We start from the raw sequence: 15,816 nt of genomic DNA on the forward strand, positions 1-15,816 counted from the left end.
GACGCGCGATGACGGCGACGGTATCGGGGGCATCCTCGGGTGCCCTGGTGATGATGCCGGCCTTCTCACCCGCGATGCCGGCCAGGTCGTCGCCCAGGTATTCGACGTGATCGAGGGAGATCGGGGTGATGACCGCGACCGGGGCATTGATCACATTGGTGGCATCCCAGCGGCCACCCATCCCCACCTCGATCACGGCGACGTCGACGGGGGCGTCGGCGAACGCGGCGAACGCCATCGCGGTCAGCACCTCGAACTTGCTCATCGCGGGTCCGCCGGCGGCTTGCGACTGCGCGTCGACCATCTGGATGAACGGTTCGAGCTCCCGGTAGGTCGCCACGTACTGGGCCGGGCTGATCGGCTTGGAATCGATGGAGATGCGTTCCACAGCCGACTGCAGGTGGGGACTGGTGCTGCGCCCGGTGCGTCGATGCAACGCGGTGATCAGCGCGTCGATCATTCGGGCCACCGAGGTTTTGCCATTGGTGCCGGCGACGTGGATCGACGGGTAGGCCAATTGCGGTGAGCCGAGCAAGTCCATCAGCGCGCTGATCCGGGTCAGGCTCGGCTCGATCTTGGTCTCCGGCCAGCGCTGGTCCAGCAGGTGCTCGACCTGCAACAACGACGCGATCTCGTCCGGGGTGGGGGCCGGGTCGGGAACCTCACCGGCAAGCTCGTCCTGCGGCCACTCGGGCGGCTCAGTCATCGATCACTCACTGCAGTCCGGCTAGCCGCGCGTTGATCCGTTCCGTCTCCTCTTGGGCGAGGCGCTGACGGTCCCGAATCTTGTCGACGACGTTTTGCGGGGCCTTGCCCAAGAAGTCCTCGTTGGCCAGCTTTGCGGTGGTCGACGCCAGCTCCTTGTGCGCTGCGGCCAGGTCCTTTTCCAGTCGGCGACGTTCGGCGGCGACGTCGATGGTGCCCGAGGTGTCCAGCTCGACGACGACGGTGCCGCCGCTGAGCCGCACTTCCACCGACGCCGACGGCCGGAACTCCGGCCCCGCGGCGGTGAGCCACGCCAGCGACGTCACCGCGCTCACCTGGCTGCTCAGATCCGATTCGTCGACACCGGCCATCCGGGCCGGCACTTTCTGCCGGTCCGCCAGGCCTTGATCGCTGCGGAATCGGCGAACCTCGGTCACCAGCTTCTGCATGTCGGTAATCCGTTGCGCGGCAACCTGATCCAAGCTGATGCCGGAGGACTGCGGCCAGTCAGCGATCACCAGTGACTCGGGTTGAACCTGGTCATCGGTCAGGGCCTGCCAGAGCGCCTCGGTGATGAACGGGATGACCGGATGAAGCAACCGCAACAGCGTGTCCAGGGTCGCCGCCAGCACGGCGGTGGTGTGCGCGATCCCTTCGGCCAGTTGCGTCTTGGCCAATTCGACGTACCAGTCGCAGAATTCGTCCCACGCAAAGTGGTAGAGCGCCTCGCAGGCGCGACTGAACTCGTAGTTGTCGAACGCCGAATCGACTTCCGCGCGAACCTCTTCCAACCGCCCGAGGATCCACCGGTCGGCATCGGTGAGCTCGGCCGGCGCGGGCAGCGGAGCCAATTTCGCGCCGTTAAGCAGCGCGTAGCGGGTGGCATTGAACAGCTTGGTGCAGAAATTGCGCGACGCCCGGACATGGTCCTCGCCGACCGCCAGGTCGCCGCCCGGGCTGGCGCCGCGGGCCAGTGTGAACCGCAGCGCGTCGGCCCCAAAGATTTCCACCCAGTCCAACGGGTCGATGACGTTGCCCTTGGACTTGCTCATCTTGCGGCCGGACTCGTCGCGGATCAGCCCGTGCAAGAAGACATCGGTGAACGGCACCTGTGGGCCGCGGCGGCCGTCCAGGGTGATGGCCGCGTCGTCACCGACAAAGGTGCCGAACATCATCATCCTGGCCACCCAGAAAAACAGGATGTCGTAACCGGTGACCAAAACGCTTGTGGGGTAGAACTTTTCGAGCTCCAGGGTTTTCTCCGGCCAGCCCAACGTGGAGAACGGCCACAGCGCGGAGGAGAACCAGGTGTCCAGCACATCGGGGTCCTGCTCCCAGCCTTCTGGTGGCGTTTCGTCGGGGCCGACGCAGCGCTGTTCCCCGTTGGGCCCGTACCAGATCGGAATGCGATGGCCCCACCACAACTGCCGGGAGATACACCAGTCATGCATATCGTCGACCCAGGCGAACCATCGCGGTTCCAGGCTTGCCGGGTGAATCACGGTGTCCCCGTTACGCACCGCGTCCCCCGCAGCCTTGGCAAGTGTTTCCACCCGGACCCACCACTGCAGCGACAGGCGCGGTTCGATCGGCTCGCCAGTGCGCTCGGAATGTCCGACGCTGTGCAGGTAGGGCCGCTTCTCCGCGGTGATCCGGCCTTCGGCGGCCAGAGCTTCGCGCACCGCAACCCGGGCCTGGAATCGGTCCATCCCGTCGAATTGTGTTCCGGTACCGGCGATCCGGCCCTTGGTGTCCATGATCGAAATCATTGGGAGATGGTGCCGAACCCCGATCTCGAAGTCGTTGGGGTCGTGTGCGGGAGTGACTTTGACTGCGCCGGTGCCGAATTCGGGATCGACGTGCTCGTCGGCGACGACCACGAGCTGGCGGTCCACGAAGGGGTGCGGCAGGCTGGTACCGACCAGGTGCCGGTAGCGCTCGTCGTCGGGATGCACCGCGATCGCGGTGTCGCCGAGCATGGTTTCCATCCGGGTGGTGGCCACCACGATGTGTGGTTGCGAGTCGTCCATCGAGCCGTATCGGAACGACACCAGCTCTCCCTCGACGTCGAGGTAGTTGACCTCGAGGTCGGAGATCGCCGTCTCGAGCACTGGCGACCAGTTGACCAGCCGCTCGGCTTGATAGATCAGTCCGGCGTCATAGAGCCGTTTGAAGATGGTGCGGACAGCGCGGGACAGGCCCTCGTCCATGGTGAACCGGTCGCGGCTCCAGTCCACCCCGTCGCCCAGCCGGCGCATCTGACCGCCGATGGAGCCACCGGACTCGCGCTTCCAGTCCCACACCTTCTCGACGAACAGCTCCCGGCCGAAGTCCTCTTTGGTCTTGCCGTCGACTGCGAGCTGCTTTTCCACCACGCTCTGCGTCGCGATGCCGGCGTGGTCCGTCCCCGGCTGCCAGAGGACCTCATATCCCTGCATTCGCTTGCGGCGGGTCAGGGCGTCCATCATGGTGTGTTCGAGCGCATGGCCCATGTGCAGGCTGCCGGTCACGTTGGGCGGTGGCAGCACAATGGAGAACCCGGGCTTGGCGCTATTGGGGTCCGCGACGAAGTACCCGGCGTCCACCCACTTCTGGTAAATCGCGCTTTCGGCCGCAGCCGGATCCCACGACTTGGGCAGATCGGTGGCGGGGCTGCGGCTGGCGGTCACCCGTCAATTCTAGGGAGCGTCTTTTACCCCCTTGTAAGTGGCCAAATCCGCAGGTGGCGGGGTCTGGCTGGGCGTGATCAGGGAATCGTGAGCACTTGGCCGGGCTGGATTAGGTCCGGGTTGGAGATGCCGCTGGCATCGGCGATCAACTGATATTTGTTGCCGTCGCCGTAGAAGCGCTCCGCAATCGCCCACAGGGTATCGCCGGATTCGACGTTGTAGGTCCGCGCCGCGGGCTCTGGCTCCGGAGTTGGCTCTTCAGCGACGGCTTCCTCGGCGGGCGCCGCAGACTCAGGGGCGGCTGCCTCCGCGGCGGCCTCGGGCGCGGGCGGCGGCGGATTGTCGGTCTCGGTGTGCGTCGACCAGGCCGGTCCGTCAGCGGCGTAGAGCACCAAGTTGCGATCGTCTTGCAGCACCAGCTTGACGTCCTTCTTGCCCTTGGTGTCGGTGTGCCAGATTGGTTTGTCCGCGGTGTAGAGGACGAAGTTGCCGTCGGGCTGTACTTCGGCGCGCACCACATCCTGTCCCTCGGTCGAGGTGGACCACAACGCCTGGCCGCGCGAGGCCAGTACCAAGTTGCCGTCGTCTTGCAGGGTCAAGGTGTAGGCGCCGTTGTTCGAGGCGATCGATTCCCCGCGCACGAGTTTCTGGCCACCGGTAAGCGTGTCTGACATAGCAATCCCTTCTTAATCAACGCAGTCCGGGCCGGGCCGGGACCGGACCTTGCTCGTACCCGTGAGGGCCTACTTTCGATCTTTGTTGGGCTTGGACATCCCTCCCTCGACGCAATCGAAACCACCCGAGACATGCTGATGAACACGGGGTGCTGCGGCGCTGGACTACCTTTTGCCGCCGAGCAACCCACCGAGGATGTCGCCCAGCGCACCGCCCTTGCCGCTCAACACATTCCCGAGAACGCCACCGACGGATTTGTCGCTGGCGCCGGCACTGAGGATGCTGCCCAGAACTTCGCCGAGGCCGCCACCGGAGGCGGCCTGCGTTGTCCGAGGCGCCGTTTCCGTCGACCCTGCACTCAGCTGTTTTCCGATGTATGCCAACACAATTGGGAGCACCACCGGCAGCAACTGCTTGAGCATGTCGCTGTTACCGGCGCCTCCCTTCGCCAACGCAGACGCGACCTGGTCGGTGTCGTTAGCGCCGAAGAGGGTAGTCATCGCCGGGTGACCGTCACTCGCGTCAACGCGGTCGGCGCCTACGTCAGTGTCGAGCAGGCCACGGGCCTCGTGACTCGCGGACTCGATCCTGTCGGCCTCGGCGGGATCCTGCGAGTTCTGGTGAAGTCCGCTGAGCAGTGCGGGCACCAGCGTGTGAACGGCGCTATTGACTTCGCCTTCGTCAACGCCGAGCCTTGTCGCCATTTCGGACGTGGGAATCTGAGCGTAGAGATCATCAAGACCGGCCATCGGGGTTACCCGCCTTTTGTTACTGGCATCTATGGGGCAAGCCAGTTACGACACTAGACTCATGCGGCCCAAGACAACAGCCCTCGCGGAGGGCAGCGTAACGCAATCGATCAGTGCAACCGCTCGGTTTGCAGCGCCACGCCTGCGGCGGGGAATCGGTCCAGCAGTGCATCGCCCATCGCGGCGGCGGGTGTGAGTACGCCGTGCAGTTCGGGGAGCTTGTCGCGGTCGAACGCCAACGCGAGGCCGCACTCCCCCAACAGCACCGAAGTCGCCTTGTAACCCGGATCGCCGCGCTGCTCCATGCGCGCCACGAAGCGCGCGCCGGTAGTGGTGGTGGTGAACGTCTCGATGCGGTAATAGCCGCGTTCCCGGGTGGATTCGCTCGGGCCGGTTCCGGGCTTGGGCACGATCCGCTCCACCAGCCGGCGGGGCAAGAAACGGAAATAGCGGCTGCCCAATCCGAAGGTCGCGGCGCCCACCCCACCCACCACGGCGGAGGCCACCGGAGCCAGCGGTGACGAGCCCAGGCTCATACTTTCGCTGTAGCGCAACTGGCGCCCGTAGGCCCAGTCCAGCAATGCGTTGCTGCGCCGCACAATTCGGGTGTTGTAGGGCGCCATCACGAAACCGGCCGTCCACAAGCCGGTCAGTTCCGGCGCGATCCGAGCACCACGACGCCACGCCAAATCGGGCTGCGGCCCGATATCGGGTTCGGCGCCGCGGTCGGTGGTCAATGTGTACGGATCGGCGAGTTGGCGGCGGGCCTCGGGATCACGGGAGGCGGTATCCAGCACCTCCAACATCGACGCGACGGTCCCGCCGGATATCCCACCGGAGAAGGAACGCACCACCAGGTCGGTGTCGCCGAGCTCACCGGCTCCGCCGTCTCGCGCCGCACGGTATAGCGCATACACACTGAGGTCCGAAGGGACGGAATCGAATCCACACGCATGCACGATGCGGGCGCCGGTATCCGCGGCCTGTTTGTGATACAGGTCAATGCTTTCGCGGACGAACATCGCCTCGCCGGTCAGATCGGCGTAGTCGGTGCCGGCTGCGGCGCACGCCGCCACCAGCGGCAGCCCGTAGCGGGTGTAGGGCCCGACCGTGGTGATGACGACCTGGGTACGGGCCGCCATCTCATTGAGCGTCGAGGGCGACGAGGCGTCCGCGTTAAGAATTGGCCAGGACTGCGCGGCGTCGCCCAGCGTGTCGCGGACGGCGCGCAACTTGTCGGCCGATCTGCCGGCCAGCGCAATCCGCCTGTCCGGTGCCGAGCTGGCCAGATATTCGGCGGTGAGTTTCCCGACGAAGCCGGTCGCCCCGTACAGCACAATGTCGAATTCGCGCGGCGTTGCGGTCACGGGCCCGACGCTACCCGACGCTCGCAGCCCCTGAAGTTAAGAAGTGCCGGGCCTCAGGCCCGGCACTTCTTATAGGTATGACGGCGAAGCCGTCGACTGCGGCTGCGGCTCAGCCGCGGCGTCCGCAGACCGGCCAAGCGCCGATGCCCTGCGAGTGCAGCACGTTCTCGGCGACCCGGATCTGCTCGTCACGGCTTGCACCGGCCGGGGAGCCGCTGCCGCCGTTGGCGCGCCAGGTGCTCGGGGTGAACTGCAGACCACCGGAGAAGCCGTTACCGGTGCTGATCCCCCAGTTGCCACCCGACTCGCACTGCGCGATGGCATCCCAGTTCACGCTGTACGCCCGGTGAGCCGGCGGCGGCGGGACGTCCGGGCCAGGAGCCGGCGGAGCCTCGGGAGCCGGCGGCGGCGGAGCGTCCGGAGCCGGCGGCGGCGGAGCGTCCGGAGCCGGCGGCGGCGGAGCGTCGGGAGCCGGCGGCGGCGGAGCGTCGGGAGCCGGCGGCGGCGGAGCGTCGGGAGCCGGCGGCGGCGGAGCGTCCGGAGCGGGGCCGGCGGCCGGAGCGGGGCCGGCGGCCGGCGCGTTGGGATCGAAGGCCACCGTCTCCGGGTCCGCGTGAGCGGTAGCCGATGGAATGGTCACGAGCGTGCCTGTGACCGCGGCAAGAATGAGCGTCTTTCGGACGTTCTTCAAGTTTGTTCCTTTCGCGGTGCGCGCGCGCCAAAGCAAGCCCACGGATGTGGGCTGAAGCTCTCTGGTTGATGCCTGCTTTGAAACGTGCCGTCTTGGTCAGGCACGGCAGCGGCGGGCCAAGTCTGCCCGGTGGGTGTCACCCACCGCCCACGGCCGGGCTTTCGCCGTCCGTGGAGCCGCTCACACGCGGGTCCGTGGATTCAATTATTTGATTACTGTTCCGTAACCCGTTGCGGGCTAACAGGGACCGTAGAAGACGCCGCTGCATTCGTCATCTTCAGAATTCGGATATCTCGTTTCGGTAACGGGCCGATCACGCCGTGGTTGATTGGCCATTCATGCAGGTCAACGCGGACTTTCGCGGATCGGCAAGCTGATCGAATCCACAAACGGATCGTGAGCCGAATCACCTGCGTTTTGTGAGGTGGCGCACGTTTATTTGCACCCGCTGCACCGATTGCCCAGCGCTTCAACGAATCCGAACCCACTGACAAAAAGTCGCAGCATACCTTAAGGCGCGCCCGTTGCAAGATTCCCACGCCGGGCGGTTGACGCGAACGCCTGGTCGCATCGAATACCCCTGCGCCCCACTATCATTCAACAGCAAACCGCGCGCGCGGCCCGGCAGACCAAGCCGATACTACGCAACTGCCGTATTACCTGATCAGCGACGTGTTTCATTCAATTGACCGACGTAGCAACGTCTTTCGCAAAGTTCAGGCGTCGACACGTTTCGTTGACACAGCGCCGCGGGCGCCGTCAAAGATTGTTCTCAGATCGACACGAGCGTGCGCTCTTTCGCGGAAGCAGATTTTGCTACAACAGTTGCTAACTCTTTAGCGACAACGGAAACGCGATGCGCCGCCGGAACCGACAGGCATTCGCGAAATGACGCCAAATCGCCGCTGCGCCAACAGATCACGATGCCAGGCCATGCGACGGTATTGTTTTTAGTCCAGAATCGGCGGAGCTGCGCCATGGCGAAATTGGGCAATTAGTTATTCCGAAGAGATCAAAAGCGTGCAGCGTCGACGCCGGATTTATTGGCGAAAGCAGAATTCGACCGCCAGGCCGGCGGAGCGCTCAGCGCCGCGACTGCGCGAGAGCGAGCAGATCGCTCTCCGTGTTGACGTTGGCCAGGAAACGCGATTCCGGCAACACGATCTGCTGCGCATCCGAGGCATCGATCAAGGCGCGCATCGACCGGGCGCCGCCGGCGACCAGGCCGTCGATCCGCTCGGCCAGATCGGTGCGGTACACCGCGGCGAGGTAGTGGCTGCGACCGTCCCACGGGAGCACGATCTCGGCGTTGGTCTCGGCCGCCAATCGCACCAGGTCGTCGATCAATTCCGCAGACAGCAACGGCATGTCGACGGCGCAGACGAAGGCATACTCCGCTCCCGCTTCCGCGGCCGCCCGCAACCCGCGTCCGGTGGCCGGCAGCGGCCCCTGGCCGCGCACCTCGTCGCGAATGACTTGTGCCTGTACCGCCGGCAGCGGCTGACCCGGCGCGGCCATCACGAAGACCGGTTCGCAGCGCTGCGCGATTACCCCGACAACATGTTCGAGAAGTGTGGCGGCACCGCCTGGCCCCGGCAGGGTGGCCTTGTCGCGCCCCATGCGCCGCGATTCGCCGCCGGCCAGCACTATCCCCGCGAGCAACCCGGCCTGAGGATTGTCGGGCATCTGGTCGGCCACGTCAGTCGACGGTCCAGGTGTCGCGCCCGCGCAACAGCGATTGCAGCGCGGCGGAGTCGAACGACTTCGCCGACTGGGCCGCCTGGACCTGTGAACGCGCCGCGTCGTCGTAGGTGGGCCGGCTGATGTCGCGGAAGATGCCGAGCACGGTGTGTTCGAGGTTCTGATCCGACAACCGGGACAGCGCGAAAGCGTAGGCCGAGTTGTCGCTGTGCGCGTCGTGCACCACGATCTCGTCGACCGACACGTCGGCGGTCTTGGCCACCTCCAGCCCGAAACCCGACTTCACCACGCAGTATTCGCCGTTGGCGCCGAACACGATTGGCTCACCGTGGCGGACGTTGATGACCCGCTCCTCGGCGCCTTCCTTGCGCAACGCGTCGAAAGAGCCGTCGTTGAAAATCGGGCAGTCCTGCAGGATCTCGACCACCGCGGCGCCCCGGTGCCCGGCGGCGGCGCGCAATACCTCGGTCAGTCCATTGCGGTCGGAGTCCAGCGCGCGGCCGACGAAGGTCGCCTCGGCGCCCAGTGCCAACGACACCGGGTTGAACGGGTGGTCCAGCGATCCCATCGGGGTCGACTTGGTGACCTTGCCGACCTCCGACGTCGGCGAGTACTGCCCCTTGGTCAGACCGTAGATCCGGTTGTTGAACAGCAGGATGGTGATGTTGACGTTGCGGCGCAGCGCATGGATCAGGTGGTTACCCCCGATCGACAGGGCGTCGCCGTCACCGGTGACTACCCACACCGAGAGGTCCTCGCGGGCCAGCGCCAGGCCGGTGGCGATGGCCGGCGCGCGGCCGTGGATCGAGTGGAAACCATAGGTCTCGAGGTAGTACGGGAACCGGCTCGAGCAGCCGATGCCGCTGATGAACACGATGTTCTCGCGCCGCAGCCCGAGGTCGGGCAGGAAGTTGCGGATGGTGTTGAGGATGACGTAGTCACCGCAGCCCGGGCACCAGCGGACCTCTTGGTCGCTGGTGAAGTCCTTGGACTTCTGTGGCTGGTCCGTGGTGGGAACCCCGTCGTTTTTGGTCAACTTGGCGGTCACACCGAGGTCTTTGCCCGCCAAGTTGCCGATCACGTCAGTCACGAGCGCCGCTCCTCCTCATCGCTTCGCTCTTTGTCGTCACCGGCACGAGTCATGCGCCGGCTCCAACCGTTGCCGCCGCCATTTTGGCGACCATCGTCTTGTCGTTCTCGACTTCGGCCAATGTCCCGCCCAGTGCGGCGCGGATGACACGGCCGATCTCGTCGGCCAGGAATGCGACCCCTTGCACCTTGCTGACCGATTGCACGTCCACCAGGTACTTGCCCCGCAGCAGGAACGCCAGTTGGCCCAAGTTCATCTCCGGGCAGACCACCTGCGGGTAGCGCCGCAGCACCTCGCCCAGGTTGGCCGGGAAGGGGTTGAGGTAACGCAAGTGAGCGTGCGCCACCTTGATGCCCTTGCGCCGGGCCCGCCGGCAGGCCTCACCGATCGGGCCATAAGAGCTGCCCCAGCCGATGAGCAGCAGCTCGGCGTCGCCGGTCGGATCGTCGACTTCCAGATTCGGGACGGCGATCCCGTCGATCTTGGCCTGCCGCAACCGGACCATCAGGTCGTGGTTGACCGGCTCGTACGAAATATTGCCTGAGCCGTTCGCCGCTTCCAGACCACCGATGCGGTGCTCGAGCCCCGGCGTGCCAGGAACCGCGAATTGCCGGGCCAGCGTCTCCGGATCGCGCGCGTACGGCTGGAACGGTTCGTCCGGTTTGGCGAAGGTGTGCGTGATGCTCGGCAGCGTGCTGACGTCCGGAATGCGCCACGGCTCTGACCCGTTGGCAATTGCGCCGTCGGACAACACGATGACCGGTGTGTGATACGACACCGCGATGCGCGCAGCCTCCAGCGCGGTCTCGAAGCAGTCCGACGGTGACCGTGGGGCAAGTACCGCCACCGGCGACTCGCCGTTGCGGCCGTACAGCGCCTGCAGCAGGTCGGCCTGCTCGGTCTTGGTGGGCAGCCCGGTCGAGGGCCCGCCCCGCTGCACGTCGACGACGAGTAACGGCAGCTCGGTCATGACGGCCAGCCCGAGCGCTTCGGACTTCAGCGAGATACCCGGCCCGGAGGTGGTAGTGACGCCCAGCGCGCCGCCGTACGAGGCGCCGATCGCCGCGCAGATACCGCCGATTTCGTCCTCGGCCTGGAAGGTGATGACGTTGAAGTTCTTGTGCTTGGACAGCTCGTGCAGGATGTCGGACGCCGGCGTGATCGGGTAGCTGCCGAGTACGACCGGAATGTCGGCCAGTTGGCCGGCCGCGACGATGCCGTACGCCAGGGCGGTGTTGCCCGAGATCTGGCGGTATTCGCCCGTTGGCAGCGTGGCCCGGGACACCTCGTAGGTGGTGCCGAAAGCCTCGGTCGTTTCGCCGTAGTTCCAGCCGGCCTTCAGTGCCAGCACGTTGGTCTCGGCGACTTCGGGCTTGCGGGCGAACTTCTCCCGGATGAACTTCTCGCTGGTCTCGATCGGCCGCCCGTACATCCACGACAGCAGCCCCAGCGCGAACATGTTCTTGGCGCGCTGGCCGTCTTTCTTGGTCGCGCCGATCGTCTCGACGGCGCCAAGCGTCAGCGTGGTCATCGCGACGGAATGCACGACGTAGTCCGACAACTCGTCGGTCTCGAGCGGGTTGGTGACGTAACCGACCTTGGTCAGGTTGCGCTTGGTGAACTCGTCGGAGTTCGCGATCACCATGCCACCGCGCGGCAAGTCACCGATATTGGCCTTGAGCGCAGCGGGGTTCATCGCGACAAGGACGTCGGGCCGGTCGCCGGCGGTCAGAATGTCGTAGTCGGCGATCTGAATCTGGAAGGACGAGACACCGGGCAGCGTGCCTGCAGGAGCCCGGATCTCGGCGGGATAGTTGGGCTGGGTCGCCAGGTCATTGCCGAAAAGTGCTGCCTCAGATGTGAACCGGTCTCCGGTGAGCTGCATGCCGTCACCGGAGTCACCGGCGAAGCGGATAACGACCTGTTCCAGGCGCTGACGAGCAGATCCGTTGGGGGAAGCCCCATTCGGTGAGTCTGATCCGGCTCCGCTGCCGTTCGGATCCACGTCTTTGCCCTCCATTTGTTCACCGGACAGACAGTTCGCGCAGCTACAGGTTACGCGCCGGCGAAGTGAGTCTCCGACCATCACGGTTTTATGTCACTGGCAGTATCAATTATGGCATTGATTTCCGCTGTACATGGCCAGCCGCTCCCCGCCACACGCGAGCCCTACGTGGCTAAAAGCCCAAGTCAGCAGGATGACCCCAGTTCCTACCATAGCAAACTGTGTTGTTGGTCACGTCTCGCGCGTTAACTACTGTCGTCCATACCGGACGGGCCTTCGGTTGCCGCGTTTTAGCGTCCATTTATGGCAGTCGCCGACCGTGAACAAGACGTGAGATCGCTGCTATCGCGGGGCGCGCGAGCGCCCCGGGATCGTAACTAGGCGCTCTTGTCCCGACGCTCGCTGCGGGAAGGCTTGCGCGGCACGATCGTCGGCAACACGTTGTCCTGGACGGTCTCCTTGGTCACCACGACCTTGGCGACGTCGTCGCGGCTCGGGATGTCGTACATCACCGGCAGCAGGACCTCTTCCATGATGGCCCGCAGGCCGCGAGCCCCGGTGCCGCGGTGGATCGCCTGGTCAGCGATCGCTTCCAGCGCGTCGTCTGTGAACTCGAGCTCCACGCTGTCCATCTCGAAGAGCCTGGTGTACTGCTTGACCAGCGCGTTCTTCGGCTCGGACAGGATCTTGACCAGCGACTCGCGGTCCAGGTTGGTGACCGAGGCGACGACTGGAAGACGGCCGATGAACTCGGGGATCAAGCCGAACTTGATCAGATCTTCGGGCATGACTTCGGCGAAGTGATCGGTGGTGTCGATCTCGGCCTTCGAGCGCACCTCGGCGCCGAAGCCCAGACCGCGCTTGCCTACCCGCTCGTAAATGATCTTCTCCAGGCCGGCGAAGGCACCGGCGACGATGAACAGCACGTTGGTGGTGTCGATCTGGATGAACTCCTGGTGCGGGTGCTTGCGACCGCCCTGCGGAGGAACCGAGGCCTGGGTGCCTTCCAGGATTTTCAGCAAGGCCTGCTGCACACCCTCACCGGAAACGTCACGGGTAATCGACGGGTTCTCGCTCTTGCGGGCGATCTTGTCCACCTCGTCGATATAGATGATGCCGGTTTCGGCGCGCTTCACGTCGTAGTCGGCGGCCTGGATCAACTTGAGCAAAATGTTCTCGACGTCTTCACCGACATACCCGGCTTCGGTCAGGGCGGTGGCGTCGGCGATGGCGAACGGGACGTTGAGCATCTTGGCCAGGGTTTGGGCCAGGTAGGTCTTGCCGCAGCCGGTGGGGCCGAGCATCAGGATGTTGGATTTGGTCAGCTCGACCGGCTCGTGTCGGGAGTCGCGGCCCTTTTCACCGGCCTGGATGCGCTTGTAGTGGTTGTAGACCGCCACGGCCAGCGTCCGCTTGGCGGTGTCCTGACCGATGACATATCCCTCGAGGAACTCCCGGATCTCGATCGGCTTGGGAAGTTCATCAAGCTTGACGTCGTCGGCGTCGGCGAGCTCCTCTTCGATGATCTCGTTGCAGAGATCGATGCATTCATCGCAGATGTACACACCGGGGCCAGCAATGAGTTTCTTGACCTGCTTCTGGCTCTTCCCGCAGAACGAGCACTTCAGCAGGTCACCGCCGTCTCCGATGCGCGCCATGGTGCTGAGGGCCTACTTCCTGTTCGCCGTTGGTCTTGCCTGTCCCGCATGTATTCACCGACGCTACCCGCTAGATCGGGCCCGACGCGACCATAAGCGCCGAATCGCGTCGGTGGTATTCATACATGCCCCGTATGCATGAAACATATAGCCAGACGGTGCCAGTCACTCGCGAAAGGCGCGCTTTGCGTGTCTTTGGCGTGTCGCGCTCGTAATGCGACCGAGGCTAACTGGCCCTCCGACCATGTTTCCGGTGGAGGTGCCAACCCAACGCCGACGAATACCCGAGGCCTGGGCGGACCCCCAAGAAATCACCCTACAGTGGCCAGGTGGGTTTGGCTGAGGGCTTTGCGTGGCCCAGCGGATCCGTGTTGCTCGACGGCGGCTTGGCCACCGAGCTTGAAGCACGCGGGCATGACCTGTCCGACCCACTGTGGTCGGCAAGGCTTCTCGCCGACGCCCCGCAGGAGATCGTCGCCGTGCACGCCGCCTACTTTCGCGCCGGGGCGATGATCGCGACGACGGCCAGCTATCAGGCGTCATTCGAGGGGTTCGCCGCCCGCGGCCTCGATCGCCGGGAGACCGCCGGTCTGTTGCGCCGCAGCGTCGAACTCGCCGAGGCAGCCCGCGACGAAGCCGGCGCAGACGGCCTGCTGATCGCCGCCTCGATCGGGCCGTACGGCGCGGCACTGGCCGACGGGTCGGAGTACCGCGGCCGCTACGGCCTGACCGTCGCGGCGTTGACGCGATGGCATCGGCCCCGGCTGGAGATCTTGGCTGCCGCCGGCGCCGACGTGCTCGCGTGTGAAACCGTGCCCGACGTCGACGAGGCGCAGGCGCTGGTCGATCTGGTCCGCTCGGTCGGGAAACCGGCCTGGCTGAGCTACACCATCGACGGCGGCCGGACCCGGGCCGGTCAACCCCTCGCCGACGCGTTCGCGGTGGCCGCCGGCGTCGACGAGATCGTCGCGATCGGGGTGAACTGCTGCGCACCCGACGACGTGTTGCCCGCGATTACGCACGCGGCGGCCGTCGGGAAACCCGTCATCGTCTACCCGAACAGCGGTGAGCGCTGGGATGCGTTGCGGCGCAGGTGGATCGGCCCGTCGCGGTTCAGCACCGAGCTGGCAGGCCAGTGGATCGCGGCCGGGGCCCGCATCGTCGGCGGATGCTGCCGGATCGGCCCGGCCGATATCGCGGATCTGCGCCGAGCGTGCACTCAGCGCGACAAATCAGCCGAAGATGCGCAGTGAGTGCACGTTCGGCGACAGTCCTACGCGCTTTGCGCCGAAAGCTTCCGGTACTCCAGCACGGTGTCGATGATCCCGTAGTCCTTGGCCTCTTCGGCGGTCAGGATCTTGTCCCGGTCGGTGTCCTTGCGGACCGTCGTTGCGTCCTTGCCGGTGTGGCGGGCCAGCGTGGTCTCCATCAGCGTGCGCATCCGCTCGATCTCGGCGGCCTGGATCTCCAGGTCGGAGAACTGACCCTGGATCACGCCCTGCAGCGAAGGCTGGTGGATCAGCACCCGGGCGTTAGGCAGCGCCATCCGCTTACCCGGCGTTCCGGCGGCCAGCAACACCGCCGCGGCGGATGCGGCCTGCCCCAGGCACACCGTCTGGATGTCGGCGCGCACATACTGCATGGTGTCGTAAATCGCCATCAGCGAGGTGAATCCGCCGCCGGGTGAGTTGATGTACATGGTGATGTCGCGGTCCGGGTCCAACGACTCGAGCACCAGCAACTGGGCCATGATGTCGTTCGCCGACGCGTCGTCGACCTGGACACCGAGGAAGATGATGCGTTCCTCGAACAGCTTGTTGTAAGGATTGGATTCCTTGATGCCGAAGCTGGAGTGCTCGATGAACGACGGCAGGATGTAGCGCGCCTGGGGTTGGGTTTCGGGGTTCACTGGGCTTCTCCATTGGTGATGTGGGCGGCGCGGGTGATGATGTGGTCGACGAAGCCGTATTCCAGGGCTTCCTGCGCGGTGAACCAGCGGTCGCGATCCGAGTCCGCCTCGATGCGCTCGATCGATTGGCCGGTGAACTCGGCGTTGAGCCGGAACATCTCCTTCTTGATGACCGTGAACTGCTCGGCCTGAATGGCGATGTCGGCCGCGCTGCCGGTCACCCCGCCGAGTGGCTGGTGCATCAGGATGCGGGCGTGCGGCAACGCGTAACGCTTGCCCTTGGTGCCGGCGGCCAACAAGAACTCACCCATCGAGGCGGCCATGCCCATCGCGTAGGTGGCGATGTCGCACGGCGCCAGCACCATGGTGTCGTAGATGGCCATTCCGGCACTGATCGATCCGCCCGGCGAATTGATGTAGAGCGAAATGTCCTTGGTGGCATCCTCGGCGGCGAGCAGCAGAATCTGTGCGCACAGCCGATTGGCGATTTCGTCGCTGACCTCCGAACCAAGGAAGATGATGCGCTCGGACAGCAAGCGCTCATAGACCGAGTCCGTGAGGTTGAGACCCTGCGAGTTCGAACGCATGTCAGTCACG

At 65.2% G+C, this 15,816-nt stretch carries 14 protein-coding genes; 1 reads left to right on the top strand and 13 read right to left on the bottom strand.

All coding sequences use genetic code 11. The features are described from left to right. The 11 genes from A5625_RS24005 to clpX all read right to left on the bottom strand — a co-directional run. A partial coding sequence (locus A5625_RS24005) for a folylpolyglutamate synthase/dihydrofolate synthase family protein (RefSeq protein ID WP_255398031.1) occupies nucleotides 1-706 on the bottom strand: 706 nt, incomplete at its 3' end. Nucleotides 707-713: 7 nt separating this feature from the next. Beyond that, nucleotides 714-3,374, bottom strand: a complete 2,661-nt coding sequence (locus A5625_RS24010; RefSeq protein WP_067000082.1) for a valine--tRNA ligase — start codon at nucleotides 3,372-3,374, stop codon at nucleotides 714-716. Nucleotides 3,375-3,451: 77 nt separating this feature from the next. Beyond that, nucleotides 3,452-4,048, bottom strand: a complete 597-nt coding sequence (locus A5625_RS24015) for a LysM peptidoglycan-binding domain-containing protein (protein ID WP_067000085.1) — start codon at nucleotides 4,046-4,048, stop codon at nucleotides 3,452-3,454. Between the two features lie 165 nt (nucleotides 4,049-4,213). Further along, on the bottom strand, nucleotides 4,214-4,798 hold the full coding sequence (locus A5625_RS24020; protein ID WP_067000088.1) for a DUF937 domain-containing protein: 585 nt from the start codon (nucleotides 4,796-4,798) through the stop codon (nucleotides 4,214-4,216). 110 nt (nucleotides 4,799-4,908) lie between these two features. After that, nucleotides 4,909-6,165: a trans-acting enoyl reductase family protein gene (locus tag A5625_RS24025; protein ID WP_067000091.1), complete on the bottom strand. Its 1,257-nt coding sequence runs from the start codon at nucleotides 6,163-6,165 to the stop codon at nucleotides 4,909-4,911. Between the two features lie 109 nt (nucleotides 6,166-6,274). Continuing rightward, nucleotides 6,275-6,856, bottom strand: coding sequence for a transglycosylase family protein (locus A5625_RS24030; RefSeq protein ID WP_067000222.1), 582 nt, complete (start codon nucleotides 6,854-6,856; stop codon nucleotides 6,275-6,277). A 772-nt stretch (nucleotides 6,857-7,628) separates the two neighbouring features. Continuing rightward, entirely contained in the window at nucleotides 7,629-7,850 is a 222-nt protein-coding gene (locus A5625_RS29330) for a hypothetical protein (protein WP_156748505.1), read from the bottom strand. A gap of 89 nt (nucleotides 7,851-7,939) precedes the next feature. Beyond that, nucleotides 7,940-8,542: a molybdenum cofactor guanylyltransferase gene (mobA, locus tag A5625_RS24035; protein ID WP_067000225.1), complete on the bottom strand. Its 603-nt coding sequence runs from the start codon at nucleotides 8,540-8,542 to the stop codon at nucleotides 7,940-7,942. Nucleotides 8,543-8,555: 13 nt separating this feature from the next. Next, nucleotides 8,556-9,647 (bottom strand): 2-oxoacid:ferredoxin oxidoreductase subunit beta, encoded by a 1,092-nt coding sequence (locus tag A5625_RS24040; protein WP_067000094.1) that lies wholly within the window; start codon nucleotides 9,645-9,647, stop codon nucleotides 8,556-8,558. Nucleotides 9,648-9,696: 49 nt separating this feature from the next. Next, the gene (locus A5625_RS24045; protein WP_156748518.1) at nucleotides 9,697-11,652 is read right to left on the bottom strand and encodes a 2-oxoacid:acceptor oxidoreductase subunit alpha; all 1,956 of its coding nucleotides are present in this window, start codon (nucleotides 11,650-11,652) and stop codon (nucleotides 9,697-9,699) included. Nucleotides 11,653-12,029: 377 nt separating this feature from the next. Continuing rightward, a complete protein-coding gene (gene clpX, locus A5625_RS24050; protein ID WP_067000099.1) occupies nucleotides 12,030-13,310 on the bottom strand; it encodes an ATP-dependent Clp protease ATP-binding subunit ClpX in 1,281 nt (426 codons plus the stop codon). A 329-nt stretch (nucleotides 13,311-13,639) separates the two neighbouring features. On the opposite strand from clpX, the gene mmuM reads away from it, so the two are divergent. Then, entirely contained in the window at nucleotides 13,640-14,563 is a 924-nt protein-coding gene (gene mmuM, locus A5625_RS24055; protein WP_232003807.1) for a homocysteine S-methyltransferase, read from the top strand. Between the two features lie 20 nt (nucleotides 14,564-14,583). Here mmuM and clpP2 read toward each other — a convergent pair whose 3' ends face one another. Both clpP2 and clpP1 read right to left on the bottom strand, forming a co-directional pair. Beyond that, nucleotides 14,584-15,219: an ATP-dependent CLP protease proteolytic subunit ClpP2 gene (clpP2, locus tag A5625_RS24060; RefSeq protein ID WP_067000106.1), complete on the bottom strand. Its 636-nt coding sequence runs from the start codon at nucleotides 15,217-15,219 to the stop codon at nucleotides 14,584-14,586. Beyond that, on the bottom strand, nucleotides 15,216-15,806 hold the full coding sequence (clpP1, locus tag A5625_RS24065; RefSeq protein WP_007774150.1) for an ATP-dependent CLP protease proteolytic subunit ClpP1: 591 nt from the start codon (nucleotides 15,804-15,806) through the stop codon (nucleotides 15,216-15,218). Before clpP1 ends, clpP2 begins: the two co-directional genes overlap by 4 nt. Nucleotides 15,807-15,816: the final 10 nt, after the last annotated feature.

It is taken from the genome of Mycobacterium sp. 1465703.0 (assembly GCF_001672975.1).
In the GTDB taxonomy this organism is placed as follows: Bacteria; Actinomycetota; Actinomycetes; order Mycobacteriales; family Mycobacteriaceae; genus Mycobacterium.